This is a genomic window from Sphingomonas sp. NFX23, assembly GCF_049887795.1.
In the GTDB taxonomy this organism is placed as follows: domain Bacteria; phylum Pseudomonadota; class Alphaproteobacteria; order Sphingomonadales; family Sphingomonadaceae; genus Sphingomonas.
The window spans coordinates 312,119-333,548 of record NZ_JAGEKH010000005.1 but is presented as its reverse complement, the minus strand read 5'-3'; the positions used below and the strand labels follow the sequence as shown (position 1 = coordinate 333,548).

The 21,430-nt window shown below is 66.9% G+C and carries 14 protein-coding genes and 1 tRNA gene; 10 read left to right on the top strand and 5 right to left on the bottom strand.

Annotation, left to right across the window (positions count from 1 at the left end; translation table 11 throughout):
• Positions 1 to 94 precede the first annotated feature (94 nt).
• Together J4O76_RS15190 and J4O76_RS15185 are read right to left on the bottom strand one after the other, a co-directional pair.
• The gene (locus J4O76_RS15190; protein ID WP_136189170.1) at positions 95 to 1,762 is read right to left on the bottom strand and encodes an MFS transporter; all 1,668 of its coding nucleotides are present in this window, start codon (positions 1,760 to 1,762) and stop codon (positions 95 to 97) included.
• 228 nt (positions 1,763 to 1,990) lie between these two features.
• The gene (locus tag J4O76_RS15185; RefSeq protein WP_426282686.1) at positions 1,991 to 3,442 is read right to left on the bottom strand and encodes a DcaP family trimeric outer membrane transporter; all 1,452 of its coding nucleotides are present in this window, start codon (positions 3,440 to 3,442) and stop codon (positions 1,991 to 1,993) included.
• A gap of 155 nt (positions 3,443 to 3,597) precedes the next feature.
• On the opposite strand from J4O76_RS15185, the gene acs reads away from it, so the two are divergent.
• Both acs and J4O76_RS15175 read left to right on the top strand, forming a co-directional pair.
• On the top strand, positions 3,598 to 5,553 hold the full coding sequence (gene acs / locus J4O76_RS15180; protein ID WP_426282684.1) for an acetate--CoA ligase: 1,956 nt from the start codon (positions 3,598 to 3,600) through the stop codon (positions 5,551 to 5,553).
• Entirely contained in the window at positions 5,550 to 6,173 is a 624-nt protein-coding gene (locus J4O76_RS15175) for a response regulator transcription factor (protein ID WP_133029685.1), read from the top strand. The genes acs and J4O76_RS15175 overlap by 4 nt, the downstream gene beginning before the upstream one ends.
• Positions 6,174 to 6,496: 323 nt before the next feature.
• On the opposite strand, the gene J4O76_RS15170 is transcribed toward J4O76_RS15175, so the two are convergent.
• Positions 6,497 to 9,781, bottom strand: coding sequence for a hybrid sensor histidine kinase/response regulator (locus J4O76_RS15170; protein WP_426282682.1), 3,285 nt, complete (start codon positions 9,779 to 9,781; stop codon positions 6,497 to 6,499).
• Between the two features lie 232 nt (positions 9,782 to 10,013).
• Here J4O76_RS15170 and J4O76_RS15165 point away from each other — a divergent pair.
• The 4 genes from J4O76_RS15165 to J4O76_RS15150 all read left to right on the top strand — a co-directional run bounded on the left by J4O76_RS15165 (position 10,014) and on the right by J4O76_RS15150 (position 16,063).
• Positions 10,014 to 10,087 (top strand) — tRNA-Gly (locus J4O76_RS15165).
• Between the two features lie 193 nt (positions 10,088 to 10,280).
• Positions 10,281 to 13,484 (top strand): efflux RND transporter permease subunit, encoded by a 3,204-nt coding sequence (locus J4O76_RS15160; protein ID WP_426282680.1) that lies wholly within the window; start codon positions 10,281 to 10,283, stop codon positions 13,482 to 13,484.
• Complete coding sequence (locus tag J4O76_RS15155; RefSeq protein ID WP_426282678.1) at positions 13,477 to 14,664, top strand: efflux RND transporter periplasmic adaptor subunit; 1,188 nt, start codon at positions 13,477 to 13,479, stop codon at positions 14,662 to 14,664. Before J4O76_RS15160 ends, J4O76_RS15155 begins: the two co-directional genes overlap by 8 nt.
• Positions 14,651 to 16,063, top strand: a complete 1,413-nt coding sequence (locus tag J4O76_RS15150; RefSeq protein WP_426282676.1) for an efflux transporter outer membrane subunit — start codon at positions 14,651 to 14,653, stop codon at positions 16,061 to 16,063. The genes J4O76_RS15155 and J4O76_RS15150 overlap by 14 nt, the downstream gene beginning before the upstream one ends.
• 22 nt (positions 16,064 to 16,085) lie before the next feature.
• On the opposite strand, the gene trmB is transcribed toward J4O76_RS15150, so the two are convergent.
• Positions 16,086 to 16,766, bottom strand: a complete 681-nt coding sequence (gene trmB, locus J4O76_RS15145; RefSeq protein ID WP_133018484.1) for a tRNA (guanosine(46)-N7)-methyltransferase TrmB — start codon at positions 16,764 to 16,766, stop codon at positions 16,086 to 16,088.
• A gap of 65 nt (positions 16,767 to 16,831) precedes the next feature.
• Here trmB and J4O76_RS15140 point away from each other — a divergent pair, with 65 nt between their 5' ends.
• From J4O76_RS15140 to J4O76_RS15125, 4 genes are all read left to right on the top strand, one after another.
• The gene (locus J4O76_RS15140) at positions 16,832 to 17,656 is read left to right on the top strand and encodes a formate/nitrite transporter family protein (RefSeq protein WP_426282674.1); all 825 of its coding nucleotides are present in this window, start codon (positions 16,832 to 16,834) and stop codon (positions 17,654 to 17,656) included.
• The gene (locus J4O76_RS15135; RefSeq protein WP_426282672.1) at positions 17,656 to 18,285 is read left to right on the top strand and encodes a phosphatase PAP2 family protein; all 630 of its coding nucleotides are present in this window, start codon (positions 17,656 to 17,658) and stop codon (positions 18,283 to 18,285) included. The genes J4O76_RS15140 and J4O76_RS15135 overlap by 1 nt, the downstream gene beginning before the upstream one ends.
• Before the next feature lie 142 nt (positions 18,286 to 18,427).
• Complete coding sequence (locus tag J4O76_RS15130) at positions 18,428 to 18,712, top strand: hypothetical protein (RefSeq protein ID WP_426282671.1); 285 nt, start codon at positions 18,428 to 18,430, stop codon at positions 18,710 to 18,712.
• A gap of 119 nt (positions 18,713 to 18,831) precedes the next feature.
• The gene (locus J4O76_RS15125; RefSeq protein WP_426282669.1) at positions 18,832 to 19,908 is read left to right on the top strand and encodes an AI-2E family transporter; all 1,077 of its coding nucleotides are present in this window, start codon (positions 18,832 to 18,834) and stop codon (positions 19,906 to 19,908) included.
• Positions 19,909 to 20,200: 292 nt separating this feature from the next.
• Here the strand turns inward: J4O76_RS15125 and metK are convergent, their stop codons facing one another.
• Entirely contained in the window at positions 20,201 to 21,418 is a 1,218-nt protein-coding gene (gene metK / locus J4O76_RS15120; protein WP_136189180.1) for a methionine adenosyltransferase, read from the bottom strand.
• Positions 21,419 to 21,430 lie beyond the last annotated feature (12 nt).

The window sequence follows — 21,430 nt, the reverse complement described above, 5'->3', positions numbered from 1 at the left end:
CGGGCGGCGGGTGTGACAGTGTCGGAATAGCGAAGGGGTCGGTTTGGGTTCACCCAAACCGACCCCTTCGTCGTTCAACTACAGGCCGAAGACCTCAGCCGTGCAGCGACCGACGGAACGTCTCGGGCAGGAACACCAGCCCGACGAGCACCGTCACCGCACAGGCGACGATCGGATACCAAAGGCCGTAGTAAATATCCCCCGTCGCCGCGACCATCGCGAACGCCGCGGTCGGCAGGAACCCGCCGAACCAGCCATTGCCGATATGATAAGGCAACGACATGGAAGTGTAGCGAATCCGCGTCGGGAACAACTCGACCAGCAGCGCGGCGATCGGGCCGTAGACCATCGTCACGTACAGCACGAGCAGGACGAGGATCGCGATCACCATCGGCTTGTTGATCTGCGCCGGGTCCGCCTTTTCGGGGTAGCCTACCGCGGTCAGTGCGGTCTTCACCTCGGCACCGAACGCCTTGATCGCCGCTGCCTTGTCAGGGCCCGACACGACCGCGGGGTTGACGACCGGGATGGTCGTGCCACCGATGTGGATCTGCGCGACGGTGCCCGCGGGTGCGATCACGTTCGCGTAGGAGATGCCGGCCTTCGCCAGATACGCCTTGGCGATGTCGCACGAGCTGCTGTCGAACTTGTTCTTGCCGACCGGATCGAACTGCACCGAGCATTCGTCGGGATTGGCGACGACGCTCACCGGCGAATTGGCCTGTGCCGCATAAAGCGCCGGGTTGGCGGCCTTCGACAGCGCATGGAACAGCGGCATGTAGGTCAGCGCAGCGAGCGCGCAGCCGGTCAGGATGATGTATTTGCGCCCGATCTTGTCCGACAGCCAGCCGAAGAAGATGAACGCCGGCGTCGCGATCAAGAGTGCGATCGCGATCAGGATGTTGGTGGTTGGCCCGTCGACGCGCAGGTTCTTCTCGAGGAAAAACAAAGCGTAGAACTGGCTGGTATAGAAGATGACGCCCTGGCCGACGACCGCACCGAACAGTGCGATCAGCACAACCTTGAGGTTGCTCCACTGCCCGAACGCTTCGGTCAGCGGCGCCTTCGAGGTCTTGCCCTCGTCCTTCATCTTCTGGAACACCGGGCTCTCTTCGAGCTGCATGCGGATCCAGAGCGACACGGCGAGCAGCGCGATCGAGACGATGAACGGGATACGCCAGCCCCAGGCCGCGAACGCCTCTTCGCCGACCAGGGTCCGCACGCCGATCACGATCAACAGCGCCGCGAACAGCCCGAGCGATGCGGTGGTCTGGATGAAGCTGGTGAACAGCCCACGCTTCTTGTCGGGCGCGTGCTCCGCGACATAGGTCGCAGCGCCGCCATATTCGCCGCCGAGCGCCAGGCCCTGCAACAGGCGCAACACGACCAGCGCGATCGGCGCGGCGACGCCGACCGAGGCGTAGCTGGGAAGCAGGCCGACCAGGAAGGTCGACAGGCCCATGATCGCCATCGTCACGAGGAACGTGTTCTTGCGCCCGACGACATCGCCGATCCGCCCGAACACGAGCGCCCCGAATGGCCGCACCGCGAACCCCGCCGCGAACGCCGCGAGCGCGAAGATGAACCCGGTGGTCTCGTTGACGCCCGAGAAGAACTGCGCGGTGATGATCGTCGCGAGCAGGCCGTAGAGATAGAAGTCATACCATTCGAACACTGCGCCGAGCGACGACGCGATGATGATGAGCGGCTGGCTCTGCTTCACGTGCCCGAGGGGCGAAGCATCCCCTGTTGTAGTCGCCATGGCAGTATCCTCTCAGAAGGAAAATTGGGTGGAACAGCCGGTCTCCGCCGACTTATGAACGCGAAAAAATGCCGATTGGCGGCCCGCTGATCCTCCCCCGCCAGGGGGAGGTGGCAGGCACTAGCCTGACGGAGGGGGAGGAACGCGATGACCATTGTTCCGCATCCTCCCCCTCCGTCACCTTCGGCGACACCTCCCCCTTGCGGGAGAGGATCGTGAAATCATGCGCTAGAACGAGTACCGCGCCGCAAGCTCGCCGCGGTCCATCTTGCCGACCTGCCCGTCGACCAGTTCGCGCTCGGCGTGACGGAATTCGACGCCGAGATCGATGTTCTTGATCGGCGAGTAGAACAGGTTGGCGGATGCGCTCCACGCCGAGTCGCTCGCGCCGACGGGCTCGCCGCCGGTCGGGTAATCGATCGACTGGACGCTGCCGATGAAGGTCGAGCGCAGCTTGTCGGTCCAGCCTAGCTTCAACGCCGCGAACCCTGCGGTCAGGCTCGGCGTATACAGCCGCGCGCCGACCACCGGCACGAACACCGCGTCGGGGGCGAGATCCAGACCGACATAGCGCCCGATGCCGTCGCCGTGCGTCACCATGAAGCGGATATCCGAGCGGCCCTTAGTATCAAGCGGCACCTTGCCCGCGAACGACACGCCCCAGCCGGTGGCGCTGTCCTTGAGCGCACCCGTATCGATCGTCAGCTGGCGCGCGAGGCCAGCCAGCGAGAACTCGCCGAACTCGGTCTTGTAGTTCAGCCGTGCGGTGACGTCGGGCAGGCGATCGTCGGCATTCTCGACGATCGTCGCCGAAGCCAGACTGGTCGATGCCGTCTCCGGATTCTCCGCCGCGACCGACAGCGACAGCGTGTCGTTGAGCTTACGCGTGTAGCGGATCTGCGCCTGGCGGACGAACACGGTGCCCTCCGACGGTCCGATGAAGTCGGTCGTCTCGGGCAGCGCACCGATATACTGGAAGTTGGTCCACTCCTGCCCGAACAGCCAGTTATCGAACGTGAAGAACGCACGGCGCAGGCCCGGGTTGTAACCGTTGACGACGCGCTGGTTGCCTTGAGTCCCCGGCACGACCTGGAAATCGACTTCGAGCAGACCCTTCAGCGTATGCCCGGCGATCGGCGTTTCGGTGCCCAGTACGATGCGGGTCTGCTTGGCGTGTGCCTCGACGCTGTTGCCTTCGTTGCGGCCACCGACCGGGGTCATGCTCGGGAAATAGAAATCGCGACCGACCGACTCGGGGGCAATGTTGCCACCGCTGTACCGACTGACCGATGCCCAGGTCTTGATGAAGCCGTTGAGCTTGACCGTCGTCCCGGCGACCTTGAACCCGTCGGTCGATGGCGCCGCGCCCGGTGCCTTCGCTTCGGCAAGCGCGGTCGGCGCGGTCGGGCCCATCGGCGCGGTCGGATGCAGATCGTTCGGCGCGGACGCGACCGCGGTCGGTGCGGAGGTCGATGTCGCCGGAGCAGCAGGCTGGGGCGCGGTCGCCGCCGTTGCCCGCGCCGCGTTCAGCTCGCCGCGCAAATCCTGCACCGCCGCCTCCAGCGCCTTCAACCGCGTCTCGAGTTCGACCTCACGCGCGGTCTGCGCCTGCGCCATGCCCGGCACCAGCGCGGTACCAGCCAACAAGGCCGTCAAGGCCAGCCGTTTCGTAAACGCCATACGTGTCATCCCCGTCTCTGCTCTCTTCCACTGATCTGACGCGTGGATAGCAGCGCCGTCATCATGGCGCATTGCGAACCTGCGTCCATCCCTTACTTTGGTTAGGGATGATCGCCCGAACACGACCGCGTACAGCGCGGCAAAAGGAGAGCCAGATGACCGAGGCAAGCTATCCCGTCCCCGCGGAATGGGCGAAGGACGCCCTGATCGACGCCGCCGCCTATGACCGGATGTATGCCGAGGCCGCGACCGATCCCGACGCGTTCTGGGCGAAGGAGGCCAAGCGCCTCGACTGGATCGTGCCGCCGACCAAGATCAAGGATACGTCGTTCGACGAGAGCGACTTCCACATCCGCTGGTTCGAGGACGGCCAGCTCAACGTCGCCGCGAACTGCGTCGATCGCCACGCCGACGCGCACCCCGACGCGGTCGCGATCCTGTGGGAAGGCGACGACCCCGCCGACGACCGCAAGATCAGCTATGCCGAACTCCGCGACGAAGTGTCGAAGCTCGGCAACGCGCTGAAGGCGAAGGGCGTCAAGAAAGGCGACCGCGTCACGATCTACCTGCCGATGATTCCCGAGGCGGCGTTCGCGATGCTCGCCTGCGCGCGGATCGGCGCGATCCATTCGGTCGTGTTTGGCGGCTTCTCGCCCGAGAGCCTGTGCAACCGCATCCACGACTGCGACAGCCGCATCGTCATCACCGCCGACGAAGGCCTGCGTGGCGGCAAGACCGTGCCGTTGAAGGCAAACGTCGATGCAGCACTCGACCACGGCGATCTCGCGGTCGAGACTGTCATCGTAGTCCGCCGCACCGGCGGCAAGGTCACCATGACCGAAGGCCGCGACTGCTGGTATGCGGAGTGCGTCGAAGGCCAGTCGACCAACTGCGCACCCGAGCCGATGAACGCAGAGGACCCGCTGTTCATCCTCTACACCAGCGGCTCGACCGGCCAGCCCAAGGGCGTGCTCCACTCGACCGGCGGCTATCTGGTGTGGGCGTCGATGACGCACGAATACGTCTTCAACTACCGCCCCGGCGAGATCTTCTGGTGCGCGGCGGACGTCGGCTGGGTCACCGGCCACACCTATTCGCTGTACGGCGCACTCGCGAACGGCGCGACCACCGTGATGTTCGAGGGCGTGCCCAACTATCCCGATCACAGCCGCTTCTGGCAGATCGTCGACAAATACCAGGTCAACGTCCTCTACACCGCACCGACGGCGCTGCGCTCGCTGATGCGCGAGGGCGACGACTGGGTGACGCGCACCAGCCGCAAGTCGCTGCGCTTGCTCGGCTCGGTCGGCGAACCGATCAACCCGGAAGCGTGGAACTGGTATCACAATGTCGTCGGCGACGGCCGCTGCCCGATCGTCGACACCTGGTGGCAGACCGAGACGGGTGGCCACATGATCTCGCCACTGCCGGGCGCAACCGCACTCAAGCCCGGCAGCGCGACCAAGCCGCTGTTCGGCGTGATGCCGGAACTGGTCGACGCCGACGGCAAGGTGCTGGACGGCGCGGTCGAGGGTAACCTCGTCATCGCCGACAGCTGGCCCGGCCAGATGCGGACCGTGTGGAACGATCACGAGCGCTTCTTCCAGACGTATTTCTCGACCTATCCGGGCAAGTATTTCACCGGCGACGGCTGCCGCCGCGACGAGGACGGCTATTACTGGATCACCGGTCGGGTCGACGACGTCATCAACGTCAGCGGCCACCGCATGGGCACCGCCGAAGTCGAGAGCGCGCTCGTCGCGCATTCGAAGGTCGCCGAAGCCGCGGTCGTCGGCATGCCGCACGACGTGAAGGGCCAGGGCATCTACGCCTACGTCACCCTGAACGCGAACGCCGAGCCGAGCGAGGAATTGCGCAAGGAACTCGTCCAATGGGTCCGCCGCGAGATCGGGCCGATCGCGACCCCCGACATCCTGCAGTTCGCACCCGCGCTGCCCAAGACGCGCTCTGGGAAGATCATGCGCCGCATCCTGCGCAAGATCGCGGAGAACCAGCTCGACCAGCTCGGAGACACCTCGACGCTCGCCGATCCCGCGGTGGTCGACGCGCTGATCGCCGGCCGCGAGGAGGCTATTCCCGTACCGGCATGACGCGCACGATCCTCATCGCCGACGATCACCCGCTGTTCCGCCAGGCGCTAAAACTGGCGGTCAGCCGCGCTGCGCCCGACGCGGTGGTGATCGAGGCGGGGCAGCTCTGCGAAGCGGTCGATGCGGTGCGGGGGGCGGAACGGCTCGACCTGATCCTCCTCGACCTGCGCATGCCGGGCTCGGAAGGGTTCGCGGGTGTCGCGCTGCTCCACGCCGAACGCCCCGATACGCCGATCATGGTGATCTCATCGGCCGACGAAGCCGAAGCTGCACCCCGTGCGAGGGCCTATGGCGCAATCGGCTTCGTCTCGAAAACCGCCGACCTCGCCACGCTGGAAAATGCCGTAGCCCGAGCTCTCGCCGGCGAACGCGACGCGCCGATCGAAGGTGCCTCCGTCGATGACATGGCGACGCGTGTTGCGAGCCTCACCCCAACCGAACTTAAAGTCCTCCTCGGCGTCCTGGCCGGCCGCCTCAACAAGCAAGTCGCGTTCGACCTCGGCATCTCCGAAGGCACGGTCAAAGGCCACATGACCGCCATCCTCCGAAAACTCGGCGTCCAGAACCGCACGCAAGCCGTCCTCGCGGCGCGGGCAATGGACATCCACTTCGCGGACTAAGGCAGATCATGCCACTCGGACAAGACCCAGTCCGCAATCCAACGGCAGCACATAATTCCTTGTTCTCCCGCGAAGGCGGGAGCCCAGTCTGGATCCCCGCCTTCGCGGGGAAACATGCCTTGCTCGAAAGGTCGAATACTGACTGGTTCCGACAGGCAGCCACTCCGGCTGAATGCTGCCCCCATTTCAATCCTCCCCCGCCAGGGGGAGGTGGCGCCGAAGGCGACGGAGGGGGCGGCCCCCACAACGCCCGTTTCCCTATCCTCCCCCTCCGTCTGGCAAGAGCCAGCCACCTCCCCCTTGCGGGGGAGGATCGAGAAGCCTCAACTTCCCAGCGCCGCGGCAGCAGACGCATCCTCGACAAACCGCCACAAATCCGCCGGCACCACCGGCTTAGTCAACACCACCAACCCAACACAGCGCGGATCCTCCGCAACCGCACGATCCGCCGTCACCAGCGCGATCGCCGGCGCCGGCACCATCGCCCGCAACCGCGCAACCACATCCAGCCCATCCTCCGCTTCGTCCAAGTGGAAGTCGACCAGCGCCACATCCGGCTCCTCGTCCGCCGCCAGTTCCATCGCCTCGGCGATCGTCGCCGCCAGCAACGCAACGCACCGCCGCGCCCGCAACGCCGCATCGAGCGCCGCGAGGATCGTCGCATCATTGTCGAGACACAGCACCCGCAAGCCCGGCACCAACGCACGGCTCGCCAGGGGCGTCGGCAACAAAACGTCCAGCCCGGCCGGCGCCAGCGGCACCCGCACTGCAAACGTCGTCCCCCGCCCCAATTCCGACCGCAACTCCACCGCCGCCCCGAGCAACCGCGCAATCCGCCGCACGATTGCCAGCCCCAACCCGACGCCACCGCCCGCGCTTCCCTTGCTTTCCAGCCGCTCGAACTCCTCGAAGATCCGCTCGCGGTCCCCAGCCGCGATCCCCGGCCCGTTATCGCGCACCTCGATCAGCACATCGTCGCCCCTGCGCCGCGCGCCGATCCAGATCCGCCCATCCGCCGAATAGCGCACCGCGTTTGACAGGAAATTCTGCAATATCGAGCGCAACAGCGACCGATCCGTCGCCACGCTGAACGCCCCCGGATGCGCCGCCAGCACTAGCCCGCGCTCACTCGCCAACGGCCGGAACTGCACCGCCAGCTCGTCGATCAACGCCCCCAGCGCAAACCGCTCGACCTTCGGAACGACGCCCCCCGCATCGAGTCGCGACACGTCGAGCAGCGCGCGCAGCAACGTGTCCGCCGACCCGATCGCACCATCGATCGCGCGCACCAGTTCCGCCTGATGCGGCGCCCTGTCTTCCGCAAGCGCCGCGCAGAACAGCCGCGCCGCGTGCAATGGCTGCAACAGGTCATGGCTCGCCGCCGCCAGGAACCGCGTCTTGTCGCGCGTCGCGGTCTCGGCGATCGCGCGCGCCTCGCCGAGCATGTGGTTCGACCGCGCCAGGTCCTGCGTCCGCGCCGCCACCCGCGCCTCGAGATCGGCCTGCGCCTCCTTCTCCGCCGTGATGTCGGTGAAACTCTGGACGTACCCGCCGCCCGGCATCGGCCGCCCGACCATCTTGATCCAGCGCCCCGATGGCCGTTGCCGCTCGAAACTATGCGGCGTGCCGCGCGCGAGGTGCGCCACCCGCCGCCCGACATGCGCCGCGATATCGCCTGCGATGCCTTCGCGCTCGGCATTGTAGCGGATCAGGTCGGCGATCGAGCGCCCGACCACGACATAGCCTTCGGGATAATCGAACATCTCGACATAGCGCGGATTCCACGCGACCAGCCGCAAGTCCGCATCGATCACGCTGACCCCCGGGTCGATCGTCTCCAGCGTCGCCGACAGCAGCGTGCGCGAGAACCGCAGCGATCGCCCGCGCTGATCGAGCAGGCGCACCACGTCGCTGACGTCGATCGCCGACCCGGCGATACTCGACGCGACGATCTTCCGCGCCGACGGTGCGCCGATCACGCCTGCGATCAGCCGCTCGGCGGTGCGCGCGGCGGGGCCATCGATCGGCGCGCGGAGATCCACCGACGCCACCCCGATCGCCTCCGCCTCGCCGTCGCCAACGAACCGCGCGACCAGCATTCGCAATTCGGCCAACGTGGTGACGTGGTCGAGCGCAGCGTTCCCCCGATGCCGCTCGCGCATGTGAAGCCCGGCCATCAGCGCGACATTGACGCCAAGGCTCCACACCGTCCCGTTGACCAACGGCGAGCCGATCCGCCAGCCAAGCAATGCGTCGGGATCGAGCCACCCCCGCGTGAACTGCGCCAGCGCCGGCCCAACACCCTCGCCGATCGACGGCAGCAACAGGCAGTAGATCCAGACGATCACGCCTCCGATCAGCCCGGCGCGTGCCGCCGTATGGTTGGCGAAGTTCCACCCCACGCTTGCGATCAATGCAGGCGCGAACTGAGCGACCCCGGCGAACGCGATCAGCCCGATCGACGCAAGCGGCAGGTCCGCGCCGAGGCTCCGTCCATACACCAGCGCGACCGCGACGATCGCCGCGATGATCACCCGCCGCACGCGCAGCATCCGTCGACCAAGCTCGCCTTCGCCCGCCTCGCCGTGCCGCCGAAGCAACAGCGGCGCGAGCAGGTCGTTGGTCGCCATCGTCGACAGCGCGATCGTCTCGACCACCACCATCGCCGTCGCCGCCGAAAACCCGCCGAGAAACGCGAGCAGCGCGACGAGGTGATGTCCCTGCTGCAAGGGCACCGCCAGCACGTACAGATCGGGCTCGGCATCGCCCGGCAACAGCGTCATCCCGGCGAGCGCCAGCGGCAGCACGAGCAGCGAGATCACTATCATGTACGCGATGAACGGCCCGCGCGCTTTGGCGACCGGCTCCGGACCCTGCGCTTCGATCACCCCGACATAGAATTGCCGCGGCAGGCACAGGATCGCGAGCGCCGACAGCAGCGTCCGAACCCAGAAATCGGACGTCAGCGCGTCCCAGGTGAAGCCGGACCGAAGCCGCGCCATCGGCGGCGCCAGCATCTCCGCCGGCACGTCGGCGAGCAGCGCCACCGTCACCACCCCGAGCACCACGAAACACAACAGCTTGATCAGCGACTCTGCCGCGATCGCCGCAACAACGCCGGGGTTGCGCCCGGCGACCTCATACCGCCGCGCGCCGAACACGATCGCGAACACCGCGAGCAGCAACGCGACGAGCGTGCCGACCTCCGCCGAACTCCCCACGCCCGCGATTGCGCCGAAACTCAGCGTCACCGACCGCAACTGCAGCGCGATATACGGCACCGACGCGAGCAACGCCGTGCCAGCGACGATCGCCGCGGTTCCCCGGCTCCGCCCATAGCGCGCGGAAATGAAGTCGGAGATCGAACTCGACCCTTCCTCGCGCGCCAACCTTACCAGTCGCGCGAGAAACTTCGGCGCGAGCAGGAACACCAGCGCCGGACCGAGATAGATGGCTAGGTAATCCCATCCCCGCGTCGCCGCCGTGCCGACCCCGCCGAAGAACGTCCAGCTGCTACAATACACCGCCAGCGACAGCGGATAGGCGATCCGCTGGAGCCGCGCCGACAGCCCGCGCCGGTCGACGATCCAGGCGATCCCGAACAGCAACGCGCCATAGGTCAGGATCGCGACGATGACACTTGGCCCGACGATGGCAGCGCTCCGGTTCAGGATTGAGCGGACGATCTAGCACAGGACGCGCGCCGGTCGTCGACCGGTATGTGGCGCGCCGCGACGGCTAGCGGCTTGCACCGATCACCCGCCCGCGCTATCGCCGCACCGCTCCCGGGTTGGAACACTACCGGGAGCCTGCTTGGAAACCCAACGGTTTCAATAGCATGCGGGTATAGTACAATGGTAGTACAGCAGCCTTCCAAGCTGAATACACGGGTTCGATTCCCGTTACCCGCTCCAACCCCCGACCGAAATCGTCGAACCGCACCAGCTGTGAGTATCACGCGTGCGTTCGCGGACATCACGGTAGAAACGTAAGCAACATTGACCCTTGCATTTCCCTGCTGCGCTGCCGCAAAGGGGAATCGTCGGGCAGGTCTGGCGGCTCCGGGAGTCGCCACCAGTCGTGCCGCGTTCGGATTGGAGTTTCTCCGTGATCGGTATCGTCAGGGTCGCCTTATCGCGCCCGCTCACCTTCATCGTCATGGCCATCCTGATCGCGGTCGTCGGCGTGCTCGCGGCCGTGCGGACGCCGGTCGACATCTTCCCCGACATCAAGGTGCCCGTGATCGCCGCGGCCTGGACGTACCAGGGCCTGTCGCCCGACGACATGGCGGGGCGCATCATCACCCCGTACGAGCGGGTGCTGTCGACCACCGTCAACGACATCGACCATATCGAGAGCCAGTCGATGCCGGGCATCGGCGTCGTGAAGATCTATTTCCAGCCAGGCGCCGACATCCGCACCGCCACCGCGCAGGTCACGTCGGTGTCGCAGACCGTGCTGCGCCAGTTGCCGCCGGGCGTCACCCCGCCGCTGATCCTCAACTACAGCGCCTCGACCGTGCCGATCCTGCAGCTCGCGCTGTCGGGCGTCGGACTGTCCGAGGGCAAGCTGTTCGACACCGCCGTCAACCAGATCCGTCCGGGCCTGGTCACCGTGCCGGGGGCGGCGATCCCGTATCCGTCGGGCGGCCGCCAGCGTCAGGTCCAGATCGATCTCGACCCGCAGGCGCTGCAGTCGAAGGGCCTGTCCGCGCAGGACGTCGGCCTCGCGATCGCCGCGCAGAACCAGATCAACCCGGCCGGTTTCGCGAAGATCGGCGGCTTCCAGTATAATGTCCGCCTCAACAACGCGCCGGGCTCGATCGACGAGCTGAACAACCTGCCGGTGAAGGTCGTCAACGGCGCGACGATCTACATGCGCGACGTGGCGCATGTCCGCGACGGCAGCGCGCCACAGACCAACGTCGTCCATGTCGACGGGTCGCGGTCGGTGGTGATGACGATCCTCAAGAACGGATCGACCTCGACACTGGCGATCGTCCAGGGGATCAAGGATGCGCTGCCCGCGATCCAGGCGACCTTGCCCGACAGCCTCAAGATCGTGCCGATCGGCGACCAGTCGCTGTTCGTGAAGGCGGCGGTCGAGGGCGTCGTCAAGGAAGGCGCGATCGCCGCCGCGCTGACCAGCCTCATGATCCTGCTGTTCCTCGGATCGTGGCGCTCGACCGTGATCATCGCGATCTCGATCCCGCTGGCGATCCTCGCCGCGATCATCGCGCTGTCGGCGACCGGCCAGACGCTGAACGTGATGACGCTCGGTGGCCTCAGCCTCGCGGTCGGCATCCTGGTCGACGACGCGACGGTGACGATCGAGAACATCAACTGGCATCTGGAGCAGGGCAAGAGCGTCCGCCAGGCGATCCTCGACGGCGCCGCGCAGATCGTGACGCCGGCGTTCGTGTCGCTGCTGTGCATCTGCATCGTGTTCGTGCCGATGTTCTTCCTGCCGGGCGTCGCGGGCTTCCTGTTCGTGCCGCTCGCGCTGTCGGTGGTGTTCGCGATGATCGCGTCGTTCGTGCTCTCCAGGACACTGGTGCCGACGATGGCGATGTACCTGCTCAAGCCGCACGCGGGCGACGTCCATGCTGCAGGAACGCCGACCTCGCGCAACCCGCTCGTCCGGTTCCAGCGCGGTTTCGAGGCGCGGTTCGAACGGTTTCGTGGCGGTTATGGCCGGTTGCTGGAACGCGCGCTAGCGACCGGCAAGCCGTTCCTGCTCGGCTTCCTCGCGGTGGTCGCGCTGTCGATGCTGCTGATCCCGTTCCTCGGCCAAAACTTTTTCCCCGCGGTCGATGCGGGCCAGATCACGATGCACGTCCGCGCGCCGATCGGCAGCCGGATCGAGAGCACGTCGGCACAGTTCGACCGGATCGCGCGTCGCGTCCGCCAGATCATCCCCGCGAACGAACTCGTGTCGGTGGTCGACAACATCGGGCTGCCGGTCAGCTCGATCAACGCGACCTACAACAACTCCGGCACGATCGGTCCGCAGGACGGCGACATCCTGATCCAGCTCGCGCATGAGCACGCACCGACCGCCGATTACGTGCGCAAACTGCGCGAGACGCTGCCCGGTGCGTTCCCCGGCGCGACCTTCTCGTTCCTGCCCGCCGACATCACCAGCCAGATCCTGAACTTCGGTGCGCCCGCGCCAATCGACGTGCAGATCACCGGCAAGGATGCGGCGGGCAACTACGCCTACGCACGGACGCTGTTGCGCAAAATCGCGGCGATCCCCGGCGTCGCCGATGCACGCATCCAGCAATCCGCGCGCTACCCGGAACTGCGCGTCAACATCGACCGCAGCCGGATCGGGCAGTTGGGCCTCACCGAGCGCGACGTCACCGCCAGTGTCGGATCGTCACTCGCCGGCACGATCCAGACCGCGCCGGTCTATTACCTCAACCCAGAGAACGGCGTGTCGTACAGCGTCGTCGCGCAGACCCCCGAATACCGCGTCGGCTCGATGAGCGACCTGTCGAACATCCCCGTCACCGGCACCAATGCGGGCGGTACGTCGCAGGTGCTCGGCGGGCTTTCAACGGTCGTCCGCGGCACCTCGCCCGCCGTCGTCTCGCACTACAACATCGCGCAGGCGATCGACATCTATGCGACCCCCAACGGCCGCGATCTCGGCGCGGTGGCGGGCGACATCAAGCGTGTCCTGGCCGATGCGAAGGCCTCCGCACCGAAGGGCACGACGGTCGCGTTGCGCGGCCAGTATGCGACGATGAACAGCGCGTTCTCAGGCCTGTTCTTCGGGCTGATCGGCGCGATCGTGCTGATTTACCTGCTGATCGTCGTGAACTTTCAAAGCTGGCTCGATCCGTTCGTCATCATCACCGCGCTGCCCGGCGCGATCGCGGGGATCGTCTGGATCCTGTTCCTGACCGGAACGCCGCTGTCCGTGCCAGCCCTGACCGGCGCGATCATGTGCATGGGCGTCGCGACGGCCAACGCGATCCTGGTGGTGAGTTTCGCGCGCGAGCGACTCGCCGAACTCGGGGATTCTCACAAGGCGGCGATGGAGGCGGGGATGACTCGCTTCCGCCCGGTGCTGATGACCGCGCTCGCGATGATCATCGGCATGTTGCCGATGGCGATGGGCTTCGGCGAGGGCGGCGAGCAGAACGCGCCGCTCGGCCGCGCGGTGATCGGCGGGCTGATCGTCGCGACGTTCGCGACGCTGATGTTCGTGCCCGTCATCTTCAGCCTCGTGCACCGCAAGGACGCAGAGCGCGCCGCCGCCAAAGCCCGCCGCGACGAGATTTTAGAGGAAGCGCATGTCTGAGATCGTTCATCCGGATCCCGTCGCCACCGAGCCGAAGCGCGGGTCGCTCAAGAAAGTCGGCATCGTCGCGGCGGTGATCGCGCTGGCGCTGGTGGCGTTCGGCATCTTCACGCGGCACCGCTCGGACTCGCAACTCGCGACCTGGACGACCGCACAGTCGACGCCGATCGTCACCGTGATCCGCCCGACCGCCGAGGGCGCGAGCGACGCGCTAACGCTGCCGGGCAACGTCCAGGCGTATAACAGCGCCGCGATCTATGCGCGGACCACGGGCTATATCCGCAAATGGTTCGTCGACATCGGCGATCCGGTCCGCGCCGGCCAGACGCTCGCCATCCTCGATGCCCCCGAAGTCGACCAGCAGGTTGCCGCCGCGCAGGCTGATCTCCAGACCGCGCGCGCCAACCGGTCGCTCGCCGCGTCGACCGCGACCCGCTGGCGCGATCTGCTCGCCAAGGATGCGGTGTCGAAGCAGGAGACCGACGAGAAGATCGGCGACCTCGCCGCCAAGTCCGCGATCGCCAACGCGGCGTCCGCCAACGTCCGCCGGCTCGGCGCGTTGCAGGGCTTCACCCGCCTGACCGCGCCGTTCTCGGGCGTCGTCACGAGCCGCTCGACGCAGGTCGGCGCACTGGTGACCGCAGGGACGGCCGCGTCCACCCCGCTGTTCACGATCGCCGACGTCAACCGGATGCGGATCTACGTCCGCGTGCCGCAGGCCTATTCGGGACAGACCCGGCAGGGGATGCACGCGACGCTGACCGTGCCCGAATATCCGGGACGCGCCTTCGACGTGACGCTGACCCGCAGCGCCGACGCGGTCGATCCGCAGTCAGGCACCGTTCTGGTCGAGTTGCAGGCGGCGAACACTGATCGTGCGCTGAAGCCGGGCGCCTATGCGCAGGTCAAGTTCCCGGTCGGTGCGGGCGGCACCGGCGTACGGCTGCCGTCGAGCGCGCTGGTGATCGGCGCGAAGGGCACGCAGGTCGCGGTCGTCGGCAGCGACGGCAAGGCGCATCTCAAGACGATCACGATCGGCCGCGACGATGGCGACAGCGTCGCGATCAGCGCAGGGCTCAGCGCCAGCGATCGCGTGATCGACAGCCCGCCGGACTCGCTCCAGACCGGCGACCCGGTCCGGATCGCGCCTTCGACAGGACCGGCCCGTGCGAAGCGCTAGGCTGGGTATGGCGGCGGCGGCGGCAAGCCTGGCCGGGTGCTCGCTCGCGCCGCCGTACAGCATCCCGCCGAGCCCGGCCGCGGCGGCGTACAAGGAACTCGGACCGCAAGGGCAGGGGCCCTGGCAGCCAGCCGCCACCGACACGTCGCTCCCCGCTGCGTGGTGGACCGCGTTCGACGATCCGACGCTGACCGCGCTCGAAGCGCGGATCGAGGCGGGCAATCCCGACCTCGCTTCCGCCGTCGCCCGCTACGATCAGGCGCGCGGTCTGCTCGGCGAGTCCCGTGCCGCGCTACTGCCGTCGATATCGGTAGGGGCCGACGGCGGCCGTTCGCGCGTATCCGCCGGCCGGCCGCTCTCTCCGGGTAACGCCGCGACCTACAACAATCTCTCGGTCGGCGCGTCGCTGGCGTACGAGATCGACCTGTTCGGCCGCGTCCGCAATTCGGTCCGCGCCGATGCCGCCTCGGCGCAGGCCAGCGCACAGGACGTCGTCGCGGTTCGTCTCGCGCTCCAGGCGTCACTGGCGGATTCCTATTTCCAGATGCGCGGTCTCGATGCGCGTACGGTGTTGCTGCGCCAGACCGTCGCGGCGTTCCAGCGCGCCTACGACCTCACCGATACGCGCCACACCGGCGGCATAGCCTCGGGAATCGACGTCAGCCGCTCGGCCGCGTTGCTGTCGAGCGCACGCGCGGAACTGTCGGCGGTCGCCGGCGCACGCGCGGCGTTCGAGCACGCGATCGCGGCGCTGGTCGGCGAGACCCCCTCGACCTTCGCGATCCCCGTCGCGGACACGTTGCAGCGTCCGCCCGCGATACCCGTCGGCGTACCCTCGACACTGTTGCAACGCCGCCCCGACATCGTCGCGGCCGAGCGCCGGATCGCCGCCGCCAACGCCCAGATCGGCGTCGCCCGCGCGGCCCAATACCCGTCGCTCACGCTAGGCGGCTCGGGCGGGTTCGAGGCGGGCAACGGCAACATCCTCCGCGCCTCGAACAGCTTCTGGGCACTCGGGCCGCTATCCGCCGCGCTCGCGATCTTCGACGGCGGGGCACGGCGCGCCCGCGTCCGCATCAGCCGCGCGCAATATGACGAGGCGGCCGCATCCTACCGCTCGACCGTCCTCACCGCCTTCCGCGAAGTCGAGGACGACCTCGCTCGTTCGCGCGCGCTGGTGGATCAAGAACGCGACCAGCTGGCCGCGACCCGAGCCGCCGAACGCACGCGTGATCTCGCGCTCATCCGCTACCGGGACGGCGCTTCCGACTATCTCGACGTCGTGACCGCACAGACCGCGGCGCTCGACGCGCAACGCCTGTTGCTGGAGGTGCAGAGCACGCGGCTACAGATCGCGGTCGACACCGTCCGCGCGATCGGCGGCGGTATCGCGACCTGACTATCGAACCGCCGCCGCGGGGTCAGACCCGCAGGTAGCGATAATACCAGACCTCGTGACCCTGCCGCCGCGCCTTGCGCTCGTACCGCGTCTCGGGCCAGTCGTCGGGACGGGTCAGGAAGTCATGCGGCGTTTTCGCCTGCCATTCGAAGTCTCTACGTGCGCTCATGATCATCATCGACCACCGGCAATAGGTCGGGTCGTCGGTACCAAGCCGAAATTCCGCGCCGGGCTTCAGCTTGGCGGCGATCGTGTCGAGCGGGCCGTGGTTGACCATGCGGCGCTTGGCATGGCGCGCCTTCCGCCAAGGATCGGGATGCAGCAGGTACAGCCGGTCGAGGCTCGCGTCGGGCAGGCGTTCGATCACCTCCAACGCATCGCCCATGTGCAGCCGGACGTTGGTCAGTTCGCCGTCGCGGATGTGCGCCAGCGCACCGACGACACCGTTGAGGAACGGTTCGCAGCCGATGAAGCCGACGTCGGGGTTCATCGCGGCCTGTCCCGCCAGATGCTCGCCTGCGCCGAAGCCGATCTCGACGTGCAGCGGGCGGTTGTCGCCGAACAACGTCATCGCATCGATCGGCCCTTCTTCGGGCACCGACAGGTCGGCGAGCGTTTCCTCGACGAGCGCGGCTTGGCCGAGGCGCAGCTTGTGGCCCTGGCGACGGCCATAGAGGCGGCGGATAACAGAAGGATCGTTCATCGCCGCGCGCTCTAGCGGGCGATTGCGCCGGAGCAAAGCGCGACGCGGACCGTTGCACTCTCGTAATGGTCGATAACGCTTCCAATCCGCCCGGCGAAGACGTCGAGGATCTCAAGGCCGCCGATGCGCAGGACCTGCACAAGGCGGTTCGCGAGGAGGGCGAGGAAGAACTCGATCGTCCGGTATCGTCGCTGTTCTTTTCCGGGCTCGCCGCGGGCATGGCGATCGCCAGTTCGCTGATCGCGGAAGGCGCGCTGCACCACGCGCTGCCCGATACGCCGTGGCGGACGATCATCGTCTCGCTCGGCTATCCGATCGGGTTCCTGGTCGTGATCCTCGGGCGGATGCAGTTGTTCACCGAGAGCACGATCACCGCGATGTTGCCGCTGGTGACCAAGCCGTCGGGCTGGGCATTGCGGCGCACCTTGCGGCTCTGGAGCGTGGTGCTGGTCGCCAACCTCATCGGGACGGCGCTCGCCGGCGGGATGATCGCGGCGGGCCTGCTCGGCGGCAGCGAGCTTCGTACCGCGATGATCGAGGTGTCGATGGCGATCACCGAACTCTCGCCCGGTGCGACGTTCGTCAACGCGGTCCCGGCCGGGTTCATGATCGCGATCCTCGCCTGGTCGCTGCCGAATGCGCGCGAACAGTCGTTCCTCGTGATCGTCGCGATCACCTATGTCGTCGCGATCGCCGCGTTCAGCCATTCGATCGTCGGATCGGTGGAGGCCTGGCTGCTGCTGTTTTCGGGTAAGGTTGGCGTCGCCGAGGCGCTCGGCGGCCTGATGGTGCCGGCGATCCTCGGCAACTTGCTGGGCGGTGCGGGGTTGTTCGCCTTGCTCGCGCATGCACAGGTGCGCGGTGAAATGGACGGACAGGGCGAAAATTGATGGGCAAGACCAAGGACGCCGCGAAGGCCGTCGAGAAGGCGGACCGCAAGGCGACGCACAAGGCCGCCGAGCACCGCGACCAGCCGCTGGTCAAGGCGACCGGGTTCCTCGCCGAGATTGGCGACCAGCCGCAGCTCGTGGCGACGTCGATCGGCACGGTCGTGATCGGCCTGATCGCGCGCAGGCCGGACGTGATCCGTGGCGGCGTGCGGATGCTGGCGGCGCATGCGGCGGCGACCTTCGTCAAGTCGGCGATCAAGGCGTCGGTGGACCGTACCCGCCCGGAAAAGGCGATCGAGGACGGCAAGGCGCGGTTCGAGCCCGGCAAGAGCGACGATCACGACCAGACCTCGTTCCCGTCGGGTCACACTGCCGGCGCGGTCGCGGTTGCGCGTGCTGCGTCGCGCGACATCACGGGCGCCGGTGGTCCGGCAGCGTTGATCTCCGGCGCCGTCGCGGCGGCGCAACCCGTGAACGGGAAGCATTACCTCTCCGATCTCGTCGTCGGCGCCGCGGTCGGCTGGATCGCCGAAGCGCTCGTCAGCGCGGTCTTCGACCGGGTCGCGCCCGTGGTCGAGACTGCGGTGGCCAGCAAGGCGCCCCTGCTGATCGAGCATGCCAAGGCCTGAGCGGTTTGACGCAACCCGAGTGTTACCCGTTGACCACAGATTGCGGCGAAATCGATATTTGTAAGGATCGGCAAGGGGATAGCGGAACCGTTACGCCCGCGTGACGGTTGCCACCGCATCGTAACCAGAACGGACTATCCCCATGAAGAAGCTTTCCATCGCCGTCACGCTCGCCGCCATGGCCGTCTCGCTCGCAGCATGCGGCGGCAAGGGCGATGACAAGCTCGGCAGCCAGGTCGAGAAGGCCGCGGACAACCGCGCCGATGCACTCGAAGCGACCGCCGACAATCTCGAAGAGCAGGCCAAGGCAGTCCGCAAGGACGGCGATCGCCAGTCGGACGCGATCGACGACGCCGACGTGAACGCGCTGGCGATGCCGCAGGCGCAGAAGGACGCACTGGTCAACGGCAGCGAAAAGCTCCGCTGATCTTCTAGGCGCACACCAGCGCCGGCGTCTTGGCCGCCTTCCGGTACACACCGGGGGGCGGCTTTGACGTTTTGAAAGGACCGGCTCGACCGGCCGCTATTATGACGGGGGACACGGCAATGATCGACAGGCGTCGACTGGAAACGGGGGGCTTCATCACCTTCCTGGTGGCGATCACGATCGCGTTGTGCGTAGTCGTGTCGTCGTTCGCGGCGGCGTTGCTGTGGAGCGCGCTGGCAGCGATCCTGTTCCAGTCGCTGTACCAGTGGCTGCTCAAGCGCTGGCCCGACCGCCGCAATCTCGCCGCCGCGCTGACGTTGCTAATCATCTTCGTCGCGGTGATCATCCCGACGCTGTTCATCGGCAGCCTGATGATCGACCAGTCCGCCTCGGTCTATGCGAAGCTGCAAAGCGGCCAGATCAACTTTGGCGCGTATTTCCAGCAGATCCACGATGCGATGCCGAACCGGATCCAGGGTGCGCTGGACAAGGCCGGGCTCAACAGCTTCGAACAGGCGCAGTCGCGGGTGTCCAACATCCTCGGCAACAGCGTCCGCTCGATCGCGGGGCAGGCACTGTCGATCGGCCGCAACGCGGCCGCGTTCCTGCTGTCGTTCGGCGTCGGTCTGTACGTGACGTTCTTCCTGCTCCGCGACGGCGACAAGGTTGGTCCCGCGATCCGCCGCGCACTGCCGTTCGAGCATTCGGTGGCGGCGAAGCTGGTCGACAAGTTCGTCGCGGTGGTGCGCGCGACGATCAAGGGATCGGTGATCGTCGGGCTCGTCCAGGGTGCGCTTGGGGGCCTGACCTTCTGGATCGTCGGCGTGCCGGCGGCCCTGCTCTGGGGCCTGCTGATGGCGCTGACGTCGCTGCTGCCTGCGCTCGGGCCTGCGATCGTGTGGGTGCCGGTTGCAGTGTACCTGCTGGCGACGGGCGCGATCTGGCAGGGCGTGGTCGTGATCGTCTCGGGCGTGGTGGTGATCGGTCTTGCCGACAACATCCTTCGGCCGATCCTGGTCGGGCGTGACACCGGCATTCCTGATTATATCGTGCTGGTGACGACGCTGGGCGGGATCGAGGTAGTCGGGCTAAGCGGTATCGTCGTTGGCCCGCTGGTCGCGGCGCTGTTCCTGACCGCGTGGCAGATCCTGACCGAGCAGCGGCATGCCCAGATTTCCCCCGTTCGTCCCGAGTAGCTGCCGAGCCTGTCGAAGCAGCGTATCGAAGGACAGCTTGGCAAGCGGAACGCGACACGTCCTTGATAACCCTCTCCCCCCGGGGAGAGGGAGGGGCCCGCACGGCGAAGCCGGGTGGGAGGGTGAGGGGGAGTGAGGCTCGGACCCTCTCCCCCAAACCCCTCACCCTTCCGTCGCCAAGCGGCTCCTCCCTCCCTCTCCCCGACGGGGCGAGGGACTGGAAGATCAGCTAAAAAAGCCTCCCGAGGACTGGTCCGCGGGAGGCTTTTTCGTAACCCCAAAGGCGTCGCTATCAGGCGACGGCAGCCTTCAGCGCATCGACCAGATCGGTCTTCTCCCAGGTGAACGTATCACCCTCTGGCTCGCGACCGAAATGCCCATACGCCGCCGTCTTCTTGTAGATCGGCGCGTTCAGCTTCAGGTGCTCGCGAATGCCCTTCGGCGTCAGGCGAACGAGCTTCGGCAGGACCGCCTCGAGCTTGGCTTCCTCGACGGTACCGGTGCCATGCGTGTCGACATACACCGACAGCGGCTCCGCAATTCCGATCGCATAGCTCAGCTGGATCGTGCAACGACGCGCGAGGCCGGCAGCGACGACGTTCTTCGCCAGATAGCGTGCCACATAAGCCGCCGAACGATCGACCTTCGTCGGATCCTTACCCGAGAACGCGCCGCCACCATGAGGCGCCGCGCCGCCGTACGTATCGACGATAATCTTGCGACCCGTCACACCAGCGTCGCCATCGGGGCCACCGATCTCGAACTGGCCGGTCGGGTTGATGTAGATCGCGGTCTCGTCGGTGATGAAACCGTCGGGCAGCACATCCTTGAACACGCCCATGACATAGTCGCGCAGCACGGCGTACTTGGCGGGATCGGCGTTGTCGCCCTTCTCGCAATAGCCCGGCGCGTGCTGCGTCGAGACGACCAACGCAGTCGCGCCGACCGGCACTTCGTTCTCGTACGACAGCGTGACCTGGCTCTTCGCGTCGGGCTCGAGGAACGGCGCGGCACCCGAGTGGCGATCTTCGGCCATCTTGGCGAGGATCTTGTGGCTGTAATACAGCGTCGCGGGCATCAGGCCGGGGGTCTCGTCGGTCGCATAGCCGAACATGATGCCCTGATCGCCGGCGCCCTCGTCCTTGTTGCCGCTCTCGTCGACGCCCATCGCGATGTGCGCGGACTGGCCGTGGAGGTTGTTCTCGAAGCGGAAGGTCTCCCAGTGGAAGCCCGACTGCGCGTAGCCGATTTCCTTGACCGTGTTGCGGACAGCCGCCTCGATCTCTTCGAGCACGCCGTCGGCCCACTGGTCGTTCTCGTAGATGCCCTTGCCGCGGATTTCACCGGCGAGGACGACGAGCTGCGTGGTCGTCAGCGTCTCGCAGGCAATGCGTGCCTGCGGGTCCTTGGCGAGGAACAAGTCGACGATCGTGTCACTGATCTGGTCGGCGACCTTGTCGGGATGGCCTTCGGAGACCGATTCGGAAGTGAAGAGGAAAGACTTGCGCATGCGGGCCTCTTT